General features: G+C 72.1%; 14 protein-coding genes. 8 read left to right on the top strand and 6 right to left on the bottom strand.

Going from position 1 to position 15907, the window contains the following annotated elements:
- Positions 1–169: 169 nt before the first annotated feature.
- Positions 170–1411: a nucleotide sugar dehydrogenase gene (locus AB0K65_RS20915; RefSeq protein WP_365718584.1), complete on the top strand. Its 1242-nt coding sequence runs from the start codon at positions 170–172 to the stop codon at positions 1409–1411.
- Between the two features lie 161 nt (positions 1412–1572).
- Here the strand turns inward: AB0K65_RS20915 and AB0K65_RS20910 are convergent, their stop codons facing one another.
- The 4 genes from AB0K65_RS20910 to AB0K65_RS20895 all read right to left on the bottom strand — a co-directional run bounded on the left by AB0K65_RS20910 (position 1573) and on the right by AB0K65_RS20895 (position 5951).
- The gene (locus tag AB0K65_RS20910; RefSeq protein ID WP_190101676.1) at positions 1573–2697 is read right to left on the bottom strand and encodes a GuaB3 family IMP dehydrogenase-related protein; all 1125 of its coding nucleotides are present in this window, start codon (positions 2695–2697) and stop codon (positions 1573–1575) included.
- Positions 2698–2802: 105 nt separating this feature from the next.
- A complete protein-coding gene (gene guaB, locus AB0K65_RS20905; RefSeq protein ID WP_365718581.1) occupies positions 2803–4305 on the bottom strand; it encodes an IMP dehydrogenase in 1503 nt (500 codons plus the stop codon).
- A 140-nt stretch (positions 4306–4445) separates the two neighbouring features.
- Complete coding sequence (locus AB0K65_RS20900) at positions 4446–5048, bottom strand: sigma-70 family RNA polymerase sigma factor (RefSeq protein WP_365718579.1); 603 nt, start codon at positions 5046–5048, stop codon at positions 4446–4448.
- A 291-nt stretch (positions 5049–5339) separates the two neighbouring features.
- Positions 5340–5951, bottom strand: a complete 612-nt coding sequence (locus AB0K65_RS20895; protein ID WP_003948568.1) for a response regulator transcription factor — start codon at positions 5949–5951, stop codon at positions 5340–5342.
- Between the two features lie 451 nt (positions 5952–6402).
- Between AB0K65_RS20895 and AB0K65_RS20890 the strand changes: the two genes are divergently transcribed.
- On the top strand, positions 6403–6741 hold the full coding sequence (locus AB0K65_RS20890) for a WhiB family transcriptional regulator (RefSeq protein ID WP_365718577.1): 339 nt from the start codon (positions 6403–6405) through the stop codon (positions 6739–6741).
- Positions 6742–6801: 60 nt separating this feature from the next.
- On the opposite strand, the gene AB0K65_RS20885 is transcribed toward AB0K65_RS20890, so the two are convergent.
- Positions 6802–7695: a LysR family transcriptional regulator gene (locus AB0K65_RS20885; protein WP_365718575.1), complete on the bottom strand. Its 894-nt coding sequence runs from the start codon at positions 7693–7695 to the stop codon at positions 6802–6804.
- Positions 7696–7774: 79 nt separating this feature from the next.
- Here AB0K65_RS20885 and AB0K65_RS20880 point away from each other — a divergent pair, with 79 nt between their 5' ends.
- Positions 7775–8494 carry an MOSC domain-containing protein gene (locus tag AB0K65_RS20880; protein ID WP_365718573.1) on the top strand — a complete coding sequence of 240 codons (720 nt, stop codon included), beginning with the start codon at positions 7775–7777 and terminating at the stop codon, positions 8492–8494.
- Positions 8495–8517: 23 nt separating this feature from the next.
- A complete protein-coding gene (locus tag AB0K65_RS20875; RefSeq protein WP_365718571.1) occupies positions 8518–9291 on the top strand; it encodes an SDR family oxidoreductase in 774 nt (257 codons plus the stop codon).
- 14 nt (positions 9292–9305) lie between these two features.
- On the opposite strand, the gene AB0K65_RS20870 is transcribed toward AB0K65_RS20875, so the two are convergent.
- Positions 9306–11273, bottom strand: a complete 1968-nt coding sequence (locus AB0K65_RS20870; RefSeq protein ID WP_365718569.1) for a DUF2264 domain-containing protein — start codon at positions 11271–11273, stop codon at positions 9306–9308.
- A gap of 299 nt (positions 11274–11572) precedes the next feature.
- Between AB0K65_RS20870 and AB0K65_RS20865 the strand changes: the two genes are divergently transcribed.
- From AB0K65_RS20865 to AB0K65_RS20850, 4 genes are all read left to right on the top strand, one after another.
- A complete protein-coding gene (locus AB0K65_RS20865; protein WP_365718567.1) occupies positions 11573–12679 on the top strand; it encodes a substrate-binding domain-containing protein in 1107 nt (368 codons plus the stop codon).
- 123 nt (positions 12680–12802) lie between these two features.
- Entirely contained in the window at positions 12803–14134 is a 1332-nt protein-coding gene (locus tag AB0K65_RS20860; RefSeq protein ID WP_365718565.1) for a sugar ABC transporter substrate-binding protein, read from the top strand.
- Positions 14135–14138: 4 nt separating this feature from the next.
- On the top strand, positions 14139–15029 hold the full coding sequence (locus tag AB0K65_RS20855) for a sugar ABC transporter permease (RefSeq protein ID WP_365718563.1): 891 nt from the start codon (positions 14139–14141) through the stop codon (positions 15027–15029).
- Positions 15026–15880, top strand: coding sequence for a carbohydrate ABC transporter permease (locus tag AB0K65_RS20850; RefSeq protein WP_365718561.1), 855 nt, complete (start codon positions 15026–15028; stop codon positions 15878–15880). Before AB0K65_RS20855 ends, AB0K65_RS20850 begins: the two co-directional genes overlap by 4 nt.
- The last annotated feature ends 27 nt before the right edge of the window (positions 15881–15907 follow it).

The raw sequence follows: 15907 nt of genomic DNA, 5'->3' as shown, positions 1-15907 counted from the left end.
GCCCTCCGACTTCAGCCACCGCCTGTGGATAACACTCGGCGACCTTCGGCCACCCAATGCCGCATATCGGTCATATTTACGCCTAGTCTGACATTGCGCTCACCCCGTTCTGTCCACCGGGCTTGCGCATCTCGTCCCCTCCGGCTACTGGGAAGGACGGCCCACCTTCATGCCCGCTGATCTCGCCGTCATCGGCCTCGGCCACCACGGACTCCCCCTCGCCCAGGCCGCCGTCGCCGCAGGCGTCGACACCATCGGCTACGACACCGATCCCCGCCCGGTCGCCGAACTCGCCGCGGGCCGTCCGCCCGTCGACGGCTCGCTCTCCGCGTCGGAGATCCGCCGGATGCTCTCGGGGGGCTTCCGGCCCACCACCAACCCCGCCGAACTCGGCCGGGTGCGTACGGCCGTCATCTGCGCCCCGACCCCCCTCGGCCCCGACCGGGCCCTCGACCTGGCCACGGTCGCCGACGCGGCCCGGGCCCTGGCCGGGAGGCTGCGCCCGCACACCACCGTCCTGCTCGAGTCGCCGGTCCCCCCGGGCACCACCGAGGGTCTGCTGCGCGAGCTCCTCGAAGAGGGCTCGGGTCTGCGCGCGGGCCGTGACTTCCACCTCGCCTACTCCCCCGGCCGCCTCGACCCCGGCAGCCGCACCCACGGCTTCACCGCGACCCCCAAGGTCATCGGCGGCCTCACGCCCGCCTGCACGGAGTCCGCCGCCGCCTTCTACGGCCGGCTCACGGACAAGGTCGTACGCGCGCGCGGGCCGCGCGAGGCCGAGACGGTCAAGCTCCTGGAGACCAACTTCCGGCACGTCAACATCGCCCTGGTCAACGAGATGGCGGTCCTCTGCCACGAGCTCGGGGTCGACCTCTGGGACGTCATCCGCTGCGCCGAGACCAAGCCCTTCGGTTTCCAGGCCTTCCGCCCGGGCCCCGGCGTGGGCGGCCACGGCGTCCCCGTCGACACCGTGGGGACCCACCGCCCGCTCCGTCTGGTGGAACTGGCGGGCCAGGTCAACGAACGCATGCCGCAGTACGTCATCCAGCGCTGCGCCACCCTGCTGAACGAGCACGGCAAGTCGGCGCGCGGAGCCCGGGTGCTTCTGCTGGGCATCACGTACAAACCCGATCTCGCCGACCGTGAGGGCTCCCCCGCCGACGAGATCGCGCGCCGGCTGATGGATCTGGGAGCCGTGGTGAGCTACCACGACCCCCATGTGCCGGACTGGCGTGTCCGCGAAGTGCCCGTCCCGCGCGCGGACTCCCTCTACGAGGCCGCCGCCCACGCCGATCTGACGGTCCTTCTCCAGCACCACCGCACCTACGACCTCCAGGGCCTGGCGGTGAAGGCGCAGCTCCTCCTGGACACCCGCGGCGCCACGCCGGCCGGCGCCGCACACCGCCTCTGACGGCCCTGCGGCCTCACGCCGGCCACCCCGCGGACGGGCGGGGGCCCCGCACCCTTCGGTGCGGGGCCCCCGCCCGTCGACTGCCGAACGCCGGCGCCGGTCCGCGTGCCGGTCGGCATCGGCGCCGCGCGAAGACCGGCGCTGGTACGGCTACCGGTGGGTCAGCGCTTGTGCTGCGCGTCCGCGACCGTGACCTCGACGCGCTGGAACTCCTTGAGCTCGCTGTAGCCCGTGGTGGCCATGGCACGGCGCAGGGCGCCGAAGAAGTTCATCGAGCCGTCCGGGATGTGCGACGGGCCCGCGAGGATCTCCTCGGTGGTGCCGACGATGCCCAGGTCGACCAGCTTGCCGCGCGGCACGTCCTCGTGGACGGCCTCCATGCCCCAGTGGTGGCCCTTGCCGGGCGCGTCCGTGGCGCGGGCCAGCGGGGACCCGATCATCACCGCGTCGGCGCCGCAGGCGATGGCCTTCGGCAGGTCGCCCGACCAGCCCACGCCGCCGTCGGCGATGACGTGGACATAACGGCCGCCGGACTCGTCCATGTAGTCACGGCGGGCCGCGGCCACGTCGGCGACGGCGGTCGCCATCGGGACCTGGATGCCGAGGACGTTGCGCGTGGTGTGCGCCGCGCCGCCGCCGAAGCCGACGAGGACACCCGCCGCGCCGGTGCGCATCAGGTGAAGGGCCGCGGTGTACGTGGCGCAGCCGCCGACGATCACCGGGACGTCGAGCTCGTAGATGAACTGCTTGAGGTTCAGCGGCTCGGCCGCGCCCGAGACGTGCTCGGCGGAGACCGTCGTGCCGCGGATGACGAAGATGTCCACGCCGGCGTCGACGACGGCCTTGGAGAACTGCGCGGTGCGCTGCGGGGAGAGCGCGGCGGCGGTGACCACACCCGAGTCGCGCACCTCCTTGATCCGCTGCCCGATCAGCTCCTCCTTGATCGGGGCGGCGTAGATCTCCTGCAGACGGCGGGTCGCGGTCGCCTCGTCCAGCTCGGCGATCTCGTCGAGCAGCGGCTGCGGGTCCTCGTACCGGGTCCACAGTCCCTCGAGGTTCAGCACGCCCAGGCCGCCCAGCTCGCCGATGCGGATGGCGGTCTGCGGCGAGACGACCGAGTCCATGGGGGCGGCCAGGAAGGGAAGCTCGAAGCGGTAGGCGTCGATCTGCCAGGCGATCGAGACCTCCTTCGGGTCCCGGGTGCGCCGGCTCGGGACGACGGCGATGTCGTCGAACGCGTACGCCCTGCGGCCGCGCTTGCCGCGCCCGATCTCGATCTCAGTCACGATGTGTGGCCTTTCCCTCTACGTCTGCGCCTACCAGTATCCCCGACACAGCCAGGAGGGGCGGTTCCGGCCACATACCGGAACCGCCCCTCACCCGCCGTGCGGTTACTTCCTGCTGTAGTTCGGCGCCTCGACCGTCATCTGGATGTCGTGCGGGTGGCTCTCCTTGAGACCCGCCGAGGTGATCCGCACGAACCGGCCGTTCGCCTGGAGCTCCGGCACCGTGCGGCCGCCGACGTAGAACATCGACTGGCGCAGGCCGCCGACCAGCTGGTGGACGACGGCGGAGAGCGGGCCGCGGTAGGGCACCTGGCCCTCGATGCCCTCGGGCACGAGCTTCTCGTCGGAGGCCACACCCTCCTGGAAGTAGCGGTCCTTGGAGAAGGAACGCTGCTCGCCGCGGGTCTGCATCGCGCCGAGCGACCCCATGCCGCGGTACGACTTGAACTGCTTGCCGTTGATGAAGAGCAGCTCGCCGGGGGACTCCTCGCAGCCCGCCAGCAGCGAGCCGAGCATCACGGTGTCGGCGCCGGCGACCAGGGCCTTGGCGATGTCGCCGGAGTACTGCAGGCCGCCGTCGCCGATGACCGGGACGCCGGCCGCCTTGGCGGCGAGCGAGGCTTCGTAGATGGCGGTGACCTGCGGGACGCCGATACCGGCCACGACGCGCGTGGTGCAGATGGAGCCCGGGCCGACACCGACCTTGATGCCGTCGACACCGGCGTCGATCAGCGCCTGGGCGCCGTCGCGGGTGGCGACGTTGCCGCCGATGACGTCGACGGAGGCGTTCGACTTGATCTTGGCGACCATCTCGCCGACGAGGCGGGAGTGACCGTGCGCGGTGTCGACGACGATGAAGTCGACGCCGGCCTCGATCAGGGCCTGGGCGCGCTCGAACGCGTCCCCGGCGACGCCGACGGCCGCGCCGACGAGCAGCCGGCCTTCCTTGTCCTTGGCCGCGTGCGGGTACTTCTCGGCCTTCACGAAGTCCTTGACCGTGATGAGGCCCTTGAGGATGCCCGCGTCGTCGACCAGCGGCAGCTTCTCGATCTTGTGGCGGCGCAGCAGCTCCATGGCGTCCACGCCGGAGATGCCGACCTTGCCGGTGACCAGCGGCATCGGGGTCATGACCTCGCGCACCTGGCGGCTGCGGTCCGACTCGAAGGCCATGTCGCGGTTGGTGACGATGCCGAGGAGCTTGCCCGCCTGGTCCGTCACCGGGACGCCGCTGATGCGGAACTTGGCGCAGATCGCGTCGGCCTCGCCGAGCGTCGCGTCCGGGTGAACCGTGATCGGGTCGGTGACCATGCCGGACTCGGAGCGCTTCACGAGGTCGACCTGGTTGGCCTGGTCGGCGATGGAGAGGTTGCGGTGCAGGACGCCCACGCCGCCCTGCCGCGCCATGGCGATGGCCATGCGGGACTCGGTGACCTTGTCCATCGCGGCGGAGAGCAGCGGGATGTTCACCCGCACGTTCTTCGAGATGTACGAGGAGGTGTCGATCTGGTCGGGCGCCATGTCGGACGCGCCCGGCAGCAGCAGCACGTCGTCGTAGGTCAGCCCGAGCGTCGCGAATTTCTCGGGCACTCCGTCGACGTAGACAGTCATGACACCTTCCCCAAATGGTCTTGATCGGTGCGGATGTCCATGCTAACGGCCCACGACGGTGTCTCATTCCACGATCAAGATCACCGGGAAGCTTTGTACGTTCATACGTGTACGTGAGGGCCACCGCCCCCCGGCAACCCTTACTGCTCGGCCAGGGCCCGCAGCCGGCTGAGGGCGCGGTGCTGGGCGACCCGCACGGCGCCCGGCGACATGCCCAGCATCTGGCCGGTCTCCTCGGCCGTCAGGCCGACCGCCACCCGGAGGACGAGCAGCTCGCGCTGGTTCTCCGGCAGATTGGCGAGGAGCTTCTTGGCCCATTCGGCGTCGTCACTGAGCAGCGCCCGCTCCTCCGGACCGAGCGAGTCGTCGGGACGCTCCGGCATCTCGTCGGACGGCACGGCCGTCGAACCCGGGTGCCGCATCGCGGCCCGCTGCAGGTCGGCGACCTTGTGGCCGGCGATGGCGAAGACGAAGGCCTCGAACGGCCTGCCCGTGTCCTTGTAGCGCGGCAGCGCCATCAGGACGGCGACGCAGACCTCCTGCGCGAGGTCCTCGACGAAGTGGCGGGCGTCACCCGGCAGCCGGTTCAGCCGGGTGCGGCAATAGCGCAGGGCCAGAGGGTGCACACGTGCCAGCAGGTCGTGCGTCGCGCGCTGGTCACCCTCGACGGCGCGGTGGACGAGAGCACCGATCTCCCCCTGCCCCACGGGCATGGGTGACCCCACGGTCTCGTCGTCGCGCATCGCTCCATGGTGCCTTGACGCCTGAGGATCCGTGGCACCGCGTCCGTAGTTGTGCACCGAAGCGTTATGAGCAGGTGCGCCGGAACTCATCTCCTGCGCCCTCCCCTCCCGCTCGATCGACTCGTCCCCGAGGAACTCCACATCTCAAGGATGCGGCATCCCGCGCGTTACTGACACAAGCCGCCCCGTCCGCCGGTGGCGGACGGGGGTGCGACCGGCCGCTCAGGGCCCTGGAGCGCGATCCGAAAGCAGCGCCGGCCGGGCGGCCGGGCAGGGCTTTCGCGACCGGTCCTAACGGACCAGGCCCCACCGGAAGCCGAGGGCCACCGCGTGCGCCCGGTCAGAGGCGCCCAGCTTCTTGAACAGACGCCGGGCGTGCGTCTTGACGGTGTCCTCCGAGAGGAAGAGCTCGCGCCCGATCTCCGCGTTGGACCGGCCGTGGCTCATGCCTTCGAGCACCTGGATCTCACGCGCGGTGAGGGTGGGCGCCGCGCCCATCTCGGCCGAGCGCAGCCGTCGCGGGGCGAGCCGCCAGGTCGGGTCGGCGAGGGCCTGGGTGACCGTGGCCCGCAGCTCGGCGCGCGAGGCGTCCTTGTGCAGATAGCCACGGGCACCGGCGGCGACGGCGAGCGCCACGCCGTCCAGGTCCTCGGCGACGGTGAGCATGATGATGCGGGCGCCGGGGTCCGCGGACAGCAGCCGGCGGACGGTCTCCACGCCGCCCAGACCGGGCATGCGTACGTCCATCAGAATCAGGTCCGAGCGGTCCGCGCCCCAGCGGCGGAGGACTTCCTCGCCGTTGGCCGCGGTGGTCACGCGCTCCACGCCGGGCACGGTCGCGACCGCGCGGCGAAGAGCCTCTCGGGCAAGCGGGGAGTCGTCGCAGACGAGGACGGATGTCATGGCCGCCCTCCGCAGCTGATGCGCGTCACCTTGAGCCTCCAGGGCTGGTACGTATCGTCACCTGTGCGGTTGACGCCCTCGGACGTCTGCCCGAGCGCTTGTTCCTTCAACCGCCTCCGCACTCTCAACGATGGTCACTCGAAAGAGTTACGGGTCGGACGGCCGCCTTCGGCACTCTATGTAAGGGCGCGTGCGCGGAGCAGAGTCCCGCAGGTCATCCGTCCTCCGCTGGAAGCTATGCCCCATTTAGCGGGTTTTCTTCCCTTTTTGTGGTGTCTGTGGCTAGATTCGCAATGAGTCATATTTACATCTACTTAGACAGTAGTTGTACGGTCGGATCGAACCCGCGAGAGCGGGTACCCGAGACCCCTGGGGGGCGAAGGGCCCCCGCGCATCAGCCATCAACCCGCCCACCAATCCGTTTCGACACGGTTTCAAGGGGACAAGCGCAATGGCAGATTTCTCCCGCCTTCCCGGACCCAACGCCGATCTGTGGGACTGGCAACTGCTCGCGGCCTGCCGCGGAGTGGACAGCTCCCTGTTCTTCCACCCCGAGGGAGAGCGCGGCGCGGCACGGAGTGCGCGTGAGAACTCGGCGAAAGAGGTCTGCATGCGGTGCCCGGTACGCGCCGAGTGCGCGGCACACGCACTCGCCGTGCGGGAGCCCTACGGCGTCTGGGGCGGCCTCACCGAGGACGAACGCGAAGAGCTCATGGGACGAGCGCGCAACCGCCTGATCGCGACATCGGCGGCATCGGCATCCAGTTCGGCAGGCGTGGGGCGCGCCTGAAGGAACGTTTCTGCACGTACGGGAGCGAGGGACCGGTCCGCACCCCGCCGGCCCCGGGCGTCACGCCCGCGTGGCGGCGCGACCCAGCTCGTCCAGCGTCGCCGCGACGGCCGGCACCTGCGCCAGGTCCGGCAGCGTGAGGGCCACGATCTCCCGCTCCACGGCCGGCTCCACGACCACGGCGCGCGCCCCCTTGGGCCGCACGGACTCCAGGGCGAGCCGCGGCAGGACCGCCACGCCCAGACCCGCGCCGACCAGGCCCACCACGGCGGGGTAGTCGTCGGTGGCGAAGTCGATGCGCGGGGTGAAGCCCGCCTCCTCGCAGACCTCCACGAGCTGACGGCGACAGCGCGGGCAGCCCGCGATCCAGGGTTCGTCGGCCAGTTCGGCGATGCCCACGGACTCGGCCGCCGCGAGTCGGTGCGAGTCCGGCACGAGGCCGACCAGGCGGTCGGCGAGCAGCGGCCGGACGACCAGGTCGTCCCATTCGGCGGGGCCCGCGCCGTAGCGGAAGGCCAGGGCGACGTCGCAGTCGCCCTCGCGCAGCATCTCCACGGAGCGCGGCGGCTCGGCCTCGACCAGGGAGACGCGCGTGCCGGGGTGCGCGGCGCGCAGGGCCGCCAGGGCGGTGGGGACGAGGGTGGAGCTGCCGCTGGGGAAGGAGACCAGGCGCACCCGCCCGGCGCGGAGCCCGGCGATCGCGGCGACCTCCTCCTCGGCGGCGGTGAGTCCGGCGAGGATGCCCGAGGCGTGGCGCACCAGCGCCTCGCCCGCCTGGGTGAGGCGCATCTCCCGGCCGGTCCGGATGAGCAGCGGGGTGCCGGCCGAGGACTCCAGGGCCTTCATCTGCTGGCTCACCGCGGGCTGGGTGCAGCCGAGTTCGCGCGCGGCGGCGGAGAAGGAGCCGGTCGCGGCGACGGCGCGCAGGACGCGGAGATGACGGGCCTCGATCATTCTTCGAGCATAAGCCGCTCTTGGGGCGCGAGGCCAATATCCGGAAGTTGCTTTGGGGAGATGTGCATAGGGTTCGCCCATGAAGTTGCTGAGCGTGAATGTCGGGCAGGCCAGAGCGGTGGAGTACACCGACTCGCCGACGGGGATGACGGGCATCGACAAGCGGCCGGTGGAGGGGCCCGTACGGGTCGAGGCGCCGGGACCGCTGGGGGTGGGGGCCAGTGGGGTCGCCGGGGACGCGGTGTGCGATCTGCGGTTCCACGGCGGTGACGACCGGGCCGTGTACGCCTTCGCCCGCGAGGACCTGGACCGGTGGGAGCGCGAGCTGGGCCGGACGCTGGCGAACGGCTCCTTCGGCGAGAACCTCACCACCCTCGGGCTCGATGTGAACGGCGCGCTGATCGGCGAGCGCTGGCGGGTCGGCCCTGAGGTGGTCCTGGAGGTGACCGGCAGCCGCATCCCCTGCCGTACGTTCGCCGGATTCCTCGGCGAGCAGGGCTGGGTGCGGCGGTTCACCCTGTCGGCGGCCGGTCCCGGGGCGATGCTGCGGGTCATCGTGCCGGGCGCGTTCACGGTCGGCGACCCGGTGACCGTCGTGCACCGGCCGGACCACGACGTCACCGTCTCCCTGCTGCACCGGGCCTCGACCACGGAGCGCGCCCTGCTGCCGAGCACCCTGGCCGCCGCCGAGTGGATGGAGTTGGGACTGCTGGGGCTCGCCCGGACGTACGCGGAGAAGTACGGCACGGCGGGCCCGGGGGCGACCGGTGGCCCGGGACCGGAGAGCGCCTCGCCCTGAGCGGGGGCACTAACGTGCCGCGTATGACGACTGCACTGATTACGGGCGCTACGGCGGGGATCGGGGCCGCTTTCGCGCGGCGACTGGCGGCGGACGGGCACGACGTCGTGCTCGTGGCCCGCGATGTGAAGAGGCTGCGGGAGCAGGCGACCGAACTGCACGACCGGCACGGGATCGAGGCGGAGGTCCTCTCCGCCGACCTGGCCGAGGAGAAGGGGATCGCGGCCGTCGAGGCCCGGCTCTCGGATCCGAGACAGCCGGTCGACCTGCTGGTGAACAACGCCGGGTTCGGCAACAAGGGCCGGTTCCTGGAAGTCTCCATGGCGGACGAGCTGAAGATGCTGACGGTGCACTGCGAGGCGGTGCTCCGGCTGACGTCGGCGGCGGCGGCGTCCATGCGCGACCGGGGCCGCGGCGGCGTCGTCAACGTGGCGTCGGTGGCGGCCTTCGTCCCGCGCGGCACCTACGGGGCGTCGAAGGCGTGGGTCGTGCAGTTCACCCAGGGCGCGGCGCGGGATCTGGCGGGGACGGGCGTGCGGATGATGGCGCTGTGCCCGGGGTTCGTCCGCACGGAGTTCCACGAGCGGGCCGGGATGGGCACGGACAACATCCCCGGCTGGATGTGGCTCGACGCGGACAAGCTGGTCGCGACGGCTCTGGCCGACCTGGCTCGGGGACGGACCCTCTCCATCCCCGACCCCCGCTACAAGGCGCTGATGGGTGTGGTGAAGCTGGCCCCGCGCGGCCTGCTCGGCGGGGTGTCCTCCAAGGCGGGACGGAAGTACGGCCCGAAGTAGCGCGTGGCGCGGGGTCAGGTGGCGTCCGGGTCGAGGGTGAGCCGGGCCGTGGTCCCGTCGTGCCACGTCACCTCGATCGTGCGCCGGCCGGTGACCCGGACGGTCGCCAGGGTGGTGACGGGCGCCGGGCCGGGTTCGGCGGTGAGGGAGGCCAGGGCGACGAAGAGGCTCTCGGCGCCGCTGGTGGCGCCGTGCAGGGCGGCGGTCCGGGTGCGGGGGCCCTGGAGCGTCGGCCCGGTGGTGAGGACGACGGATTCGGCGGCCGGCGGGTAACCGTGCGCCGGGTGGAGCTGTGCGACGGGGCCGTCGGGGGTGGTGGCCCAGCCCGTCTGGCGTACGGCGGTGCCCTCGGGCGCCCCGACGACGAGATGGGCGCGGACCTCGGCGCGGCCGTGGGCGAGGGTCGCGGAGAGGATCCGGATCCCGGGCCGGGGCGTGTGCAGGGAGGCGGCCCAGCCGGGTCCGGTACCGCGCGGGGCGGCGGGGCCGCGGTGGGTGAGGCGGCCCTCGACGAGCAGGGCGAAGTGGTTGTCGGCGTGGTCGGGCGCGGTGGTGGCGCCGGTGCGGGTGGAGTAGGCGTAGCGGGCGTAGCCGGCGTCGTCCTCCCCGGCCTGCGGGCTGCTCACGTGGTTGCTGCCGTGGTTGTGGAGGCGTACGAGTCCGTCGCGGGCGGTGGACTGGACGAGCAGGCCGGCCGGGGCGACGGCGCGGACGGTGTCGGCGCGTTCTGCGGGCAGGGGCTCCTCGGGGTCGGTCCAGGCGGGATGGCCGGCGGGCAGGAGCAGGCCCAGGAAGCCCTTGGACGCCCAGTAGGGGGAGCCGGGGCCGGAGTAGCCCTGGAGGACCGGCGGGTACGGACCGTGCCAGCCGAGCGTGAGCAGTCCGTCGTCGTCGCACGCGCCCCGGTCGAGGAAGTAGCGCAGGCTGCCGGAGGCGAGGCGGCGGGTGGCACCGGGGGTGAGCGGGGAGTGACCCGTCAGCGCGCCGAGCCAGGGGGCGGCCGCCGCGGCGAAGCGGTAGGTCAGGGAGCGGCCGAAGGGCATCGGCGCGCCGTTGGCGTCGAAGAGGTGGACGTAGTCGTCGAGGTGGGCGCGCAGCCGGGGGCCGTAGCGGTCGAGCAGTGCCCGGTCCCCCGAGAGGTGGGCGTGCAGCACGGGGTAGAAGTGCAGGGCCCAGGCGTTGTAGTGGTCGAAGGCGCGGTTGTCGCCGTCGCTGTACCAGCCGTCGCCGCGGTACCACTCCTCGACGCGGGCGAGGGAGCGGTCGACGGTGGCGGCGGCCCGGTCGGTCTCGATGCCGGCGTCCTGGAGGAAGCCGGCGACGGTGAGGCCGAAGAGCCACCAGTTGTTGTCGACGGGGGACGGGGCGAGGGCGGGCAGCAGCCACGCGACGACGTGCCGGCGGGTGCGGTCGTCGAGGGTGTCCCACAGCCACGGGCGGGTCAGGCGCAGCCCGAGGGCGATCGAGGCGGATTCGACGATCGCCTGCCGGACGTCGGTCAGGAGCGGCCAGGACTCGGGGCCGTCGGTCCCGGCGCCGGCGGTGCCGGCGACGAGGCCTTCGGCGTACCGGGATAGGTGGCCGTGGGGGTCCTCGCCGCCGGCTCCGGCGACGCGGAGGGCCGCGAGCAGGAAGGTCCTGGCGTGGCCTTCGAGGCCGTCCGAGCGCGCTCCCGACCAGCCGGGCCGGGGGCCGGGAAGGTGGACGAGCGCGCCGCGCGGGGTGGCACGGGGGCGTACGGCGAGGAGGAGCCGGTCGGCACAGCGCTCCCAGTGGGCGCGGGTCAGACCGGTGAACGGGCTGAGCCGACGATCCCCGGGCGGCCGGATCCCGGACGGCCGGTTCTCGAGCGAACGGTCCTGCCGCAGCCGGTCCTCGGGCGGCCGGATCCCGGACGGCCGGTTCTCGGGCGGCCGGATCCCGGGCGGCCGGTTCTCGGGCGGCCGGATCCCGGGCGGCCGGTTCTCGGGCGGCGTGGGCATGATGCTCCCTGGGCGACGGCGGAGTGGCGGCCGGGCGGCGGCGTGCCCCTGCCGAGGGACGGGGGTGCGGACCGGCCGCCGGGCGGTCGGCTCTCCCCACGTACGTCGCACGCCACCGCGTCGTCCGCCCCCGCGTGCACGCCACCGCTTCGCACGGAATCATGGACAGGCTCCGATCGAACGTCAATGACATCGGAGCGAATGATCGAAACTTCCACCGTTCGATCATTCTGCGTGAGAAGGTCTCATCACGGGGACGGCGAGCCGCCGGACCACCACACCGCGAGGGGAAGCGCACCGTGCGCGAGAGTGCCGCCGAACGACACGACCGACTGCTGGCCCTGGTGCGCGAGCGCGGCACCGCCCGCGTCTCCGAGCTGGCCGACCGGCTGGCGGTCTCCCCCGTCACCGCGCGCCGGGACGTGGAGGCGCTGGCCGCGCGGGGCCTGCTCGACCGCGTGCACGGCCAGGTGTCCTGGCCCGGGCGCCAAGGCGACCCGGGGGCCGGGCGCTCCGGCGAGGGGCTGGTCATCGGCCTTCTCGCGCCCTCCGCCACGTACTACTTCGCCGAGGTCATCCGGGGCGCGCACGAGGCGGCGGCGCGGGCCGGCGCCCGGCTGATCCTGCGGATCTCCGACTACCGGCCGGAGGAGGACCGGGCGCGGGCCGAGGGTCTGCTGGCGGCGGGCGCCGAGGGCGTCCTCGTCGCGCCCGGCTGGCGGGGACCCGAGGACCGCCTCGCGTACGGGGACTGGCCGGCCGAGCTGCCCGTGCCCGCCGTGCTCCTGGAGCGCCGCGCCGACCCCGGCACCCCGCTCGACGGCCTCGACCGGGTGGTCTCCGACCACGGCCACGGCGTCCTGCTCGCCCTGCGCCACCTGCTCGGGCTCGGCCGGGGCACCCCGCTGCTCGTGGCCCGCGGGGACAGCCCGACGGCGCTCGCGGTGCGCGCCGGGTACGCCGACGCGCTGGTCACACTGGGCGTGGAGTCCCCCGGCCCGGTGATCGACTCCGTACCGGCCGACCAGGATCCGGAGGGGTTCGAGCGCGCGGTGCGGGCGCTGCACGAGGCGGTCGTCGCGGGCCGGGCGGGCTCGGCCCTGGTCCACAACGACGTGGACGCGATCCAGATCGTGCAGCGGCTGGCGGAGCTGGGCCTCGCGGTGCCCCGGGACCTGGCCCTGATCGCGTACGACGACGAGGTCGCCGCCCTCGCCGACACGCCGCTGACGGCGGTGGCGCCGCCCAAGCGCCAGGTCGGCCGCCACGGCACGGAGCTGCTGGTGGAGCGCCTCACGGAGGGGAGGGAGGCCCTGGACGAGGAGCCCGCGCGCCGCCACCTGAGCCTGTTGCCGCGACTGCGGGTGCGGTCCTCCTGCGGGGCTCCGCAGGAGGACCACTCCTGAACGGGTCCGCCTGATCGATTCGATCATTTTTCGATCAATCAATCTTTCGCTCTTGACTTCGGTCATGGACGGTCACAGGATCGCGGCCACAACGTCCCAGCCCCCGTCCTCAGGAGCCACGCCGTGAGCCGCAGTCGGAGCAGAACGTCCCGTGCCATAGCCGGCACCGTCACCGCCCTCGCCGTCCTCACGGCCTGCGGCGGTGGTGGTGACGACCCGTCCGCCGCCGGATCCGCGGGGAGCGACGGCAAGCCCGTGACCGTCACCTTCTGGGGCTGGGCCAAGGGGTCCAAGGACGTGGTCGACGCGTTCAACGCGTCGCACAGGAACATCAAGGTGACGTTCGAGGAGATCCCCTCCGGCACCGCCGGCGGCTACGCCAAGATCTCCAACGCCGTGAAGGCCGGCAACGCTCCCGACCTCGTCTCCATCGAGTACTCCTCGCTCCCCGAGTTCGTCAGCTCCGGAGCCCTGCAGGACATCGGGGGCGAGTTCACCGAGGCCGACCGCGCGAAGCTGCTCCCGCAGGCGGTGGAGCTCACCACGCTCGGCGGCAGGACCTGGGCCGTCCCCTTCGACGCCGCCCCGCAGGCCTTCTTCTACCGCAAGGACCTGTTCGAGAAGCACGGGATCGAGGTCCCGCGGACCTGGGACGCCTTCAGGTCCGCCGCCGAGAAGGTGAGGAAGGCCGACGCCAGGTCCCGTATCGCCACCTTCTTCCCGGACGACCCGACCACCTTCGAGGCGATGGCCTGGCAGGCCGGCGCCCAGTGGTTCAAGGCCGAGAACGACACCTGGAAGATCGACACCACCGACGCGGCCACCACCAAGGTCGCCGCCTACTGGCAGGGCCTGGTCGACGCCGACCTCGTCCACAAGAACGCCTCCTTCAGCCCCGAATGGACCGGCTCCCTCAAGAACGGGACCACCATCGGCTACCTCGGCGCCTCCTGGGGCGCCGGCGTCCTCAAGGGCACCCTGCCCGAGCAGAGCGGCAAGTGGGCGGTGGCGCCCATGCCGAGCTGGGACGGCAAGCCCGCCAGCGGCATGCTCGGCGGCTCCACCTTCGCGGTGACCAAGGACAGCGACAAGAAGGCGGCGGCCGTCGAGTTCGCCGAGTGGATGTCCACCACCGAGGCGGGCGTCAAGGCCCGCATCGCCTCGGGGACCTCCAGTGCCTTCCCCGCCGCCACCGCACTGCGCCCGGTCGCCAAGCAGGTCTTCGACGCCGGCTTCTACGGCGGCCAGGACATCTACGCCCTCTTCGAGGAGTCCGGCGCCGCGATCGGCCGGAACTGGGCCTGGGGCCCGACCACCGGCACCACCAACACCGCGATCAAGGACCGGTTCGGCAAGATCACCAAGGGCGGCCCCACCATCGCCGACGCCATCAAGGGCGGCCACGAGGCGACCGTCGCCGAGCTGACCAAGCGCGGACTGAAGGTCGAGGGCTGACCCGGTGAACGCCCGCACCCGTGCCGCAGCGCTCCTGCTGACCCCCTTCTTCGCCCTCTTCACCGCGGTGATGGTCGTGCCGATCGGATACGCGCTCTGGCTCAGCCTGTTCACCGAGAAGCAGTCGGGGCTGGGCTTCGGGGGCAGCGAGACCGTCTTCACGGGACTCGACAACTACACCGCGGCACTGGGTGACCGGGCCTTCCGCGAGGGCTTCGGCGTTCTGCTCGGATACTGCCTCTTCTACATCCCGCTGCTGCTCGGCGGGGCCCTCGGCCTCGCCCTGCTGCTCGACTCGGCGCTCGCCCGCGCCCGCCGCTTCTTCCAGCTCGCGCTCTTCCTGCCGCACGCCGTCCCCGGCATCATCGCCGCGCTGATCTGGGTCTACCTCTACACGCCCCAACTCAGCCCCGTCGTCGCGGCGATGGAGGCGGGCGGCGTCGACTTCGACTTCTTCTCCCCCGAGGGCGCCCTGCCCTCCGTCGTCAACATCGCGCTGTGGGAGTGGCTCGGCTACAACATGGTGATCTTCTACGCGGCCCTCCAGGCCATCGACCGGTCCGTCCTCGAAGCGGCCACCGTCGACGGAGCCGGCGCCTGGCGGACCGCGTTCGCCGTCAAGGTCCCGCTGATCCGCGCCTCGCTCGTGATGGTCGGCCTCTTCACCGTCATCGGCTCCCTGCAGCTGTTCACCGAACCGCTCATCCTCAACAAGGGCACCGGATCCGCCGTCACCTCGACCTGGACGCCGAACATGTACGCGTACACCGCGGCCTTCGACCGCAACGACTACGGTCTCGCGGCCGCGGCCTCCGTGCTCCTCGCCCTGACCGCCGCCCTGCTCTCGTTCGGCGTCACGCGGCTCACCGGCCGCCGGAAGGAGAAGGCGGCATGAGCAGGCCCCGTCAGCACAGCGTCTGGCTCTCCCGGACCGCCGTCAACGGCGCGCTCGTCCTCGCCGTCGTCTACATGCTCTTCCCGCTCGTCTGGCTGGTCACCGCGGCCACCAAGGACGCGGGCGGCCTGCTCGCCGGTGACGCCTTCTCCTTCGAGGGCTTCGACCTCGGCGGCAACCTCTCCCGGCTCGCCGCGTACAACGACGGCATCTACTTCCACTGGTACCTCAACAGCCTCCTGTACGCGGGAATCGGCGCCCTCGCCTGCTCGCTGATCAGCGTCGCCGCCGGGTACGCCTTCGACAAGTACGACTTCCGGGGCAAGGAGAAGCTCTTCGGCGTCGTCCTCCTCGGCGTCCTGGTCCCCACCACCGCGCTCGCCCTGCCGATGTACCTCCTGGCCAGCGAGGTCGGGGTCGTCAACACCTACGCGGCCGTGCTGGTCCCGGTCCTGGTGAACCCCTTCGCGGTCTACCTCTCGCGGGTCTTCAGCTCCGGGTACATACCGGACGAGGCCCTGGAGGCCGCCCGCATCGACGGCGCGGGCGAACTGCGCACCTTCTGGTCGATCGGGCTGCCCATGATCATGCCCGGCTTCGTCACGGTCTTCCTCTTCCAGTTCACCGCGATCTGGAACAACTTCTTCCTGCCCCTGGTGATGCTGTCCGACCAGAGACTGTTCCCGCTGAGCCTCGGCCTGTACGCCTGGAACAGCAACGCCCACGCGGAACCCGACTTCTACCCCCTCGTCGTCACCGGATCCCTGCTCGCCGTCGTCCCGCTCGTCGTCGCCTTCGTCTCCCTCCAGCGCCACTGGAAGGCGGGTCTGACCGCCGGCAGCGTCAAGTGAGGAGCACACGCCCCGCGATGCCCCACC

The organism is Streptomyces sp. NPDC053755, from assembly GCF_040677675.1.
In the GTDB taxonomy this organism is placed as follows: Bacteria; Actinomycetota; Actinomycetes; order Streptomycetales; family Streptomycetaceae; genus Streptomyces.
Note: the sequence above shows the minus strand (reverse complement) of the source record. Positions and strands in the feature narration are given on the sequence as shown.

Excerpts from the sequence above, each read along its gene's own strand:
- AB0K65_RS20915 (WP_365718584.1), top strand. The coding sequence starts at position 170 with ATGCCCGCTGATCTCGCCGTCATCGGCCTCGGCCACCACGGACTCCCC.
- guaB (WP_365718581.1), bottom strand. The coding sequence starts at position 4,305 with ATGACTGTCTACGTCGACGGAGTGCCCGAGAAATTCGCGACGCTCGGG.
- AB0K65_RS20900 (WP_365718579.1), bottom strand. The coding sequence starts at position 5,048 with ATGCGCGACGACGAGACCGTGGGGTCACCCATGCCCGTGGGGCAGGGG.
- AB0K65_RS20895 (WP_003948568.1), bottom strand. The coding sequence starts at position 5,951 with ATGACATCCGTCCTCGTCTGCGACGACTCCCCGCTTGCCCGAGAGGCT.
- AB0K65_RS20890 (WP_365718577.1), top strand. The coding sequence starts at position 6,403 with ATGGCAGATTTCTCCCGCCTTCCCGGACCCAACGCCGATCTGTGGGAC.
- AB0K65_RS20885 (WP_365718575.1), bottom strand. The coding sequence starts at position 7,695 with ATGATCGAGGCCCGTCATCTCCGCGTCCTGCGCGCCGTCGCCGCGACC.
- AB0K65_RS20880 (WP_365718573.1), top strand. The coding sequence starts at position 7,775 with ATGAAGTTGCTGAGCGTGAATGTCGGGCAGGCCAGAGCGGTGGAGTAC.
- AB0K65_RS20875 (WP_365718571.1), top strand. The coding sequence starts at position 8,518 with ATGACGACTGCACTGATTACGGGCGCTACGGCGGGGATCGGGGCCGCT.
- AB0K65_RS20870 (WP_365718569.1), bottom strand. The coding sequence starts at position 11,273 with ATGCCCACGCCGCCCGAGAACCGGCCGCCCGGGATCCGGCCGCCCGAG.
- AB0K65_RS20850 (WP_365718561.1), top strand. The coding sequence starts at position 15,026 with ATGAGCAGGCCCCGTCAGCACAGCGTCTGGCTCTCCCGGACCGCCGTC.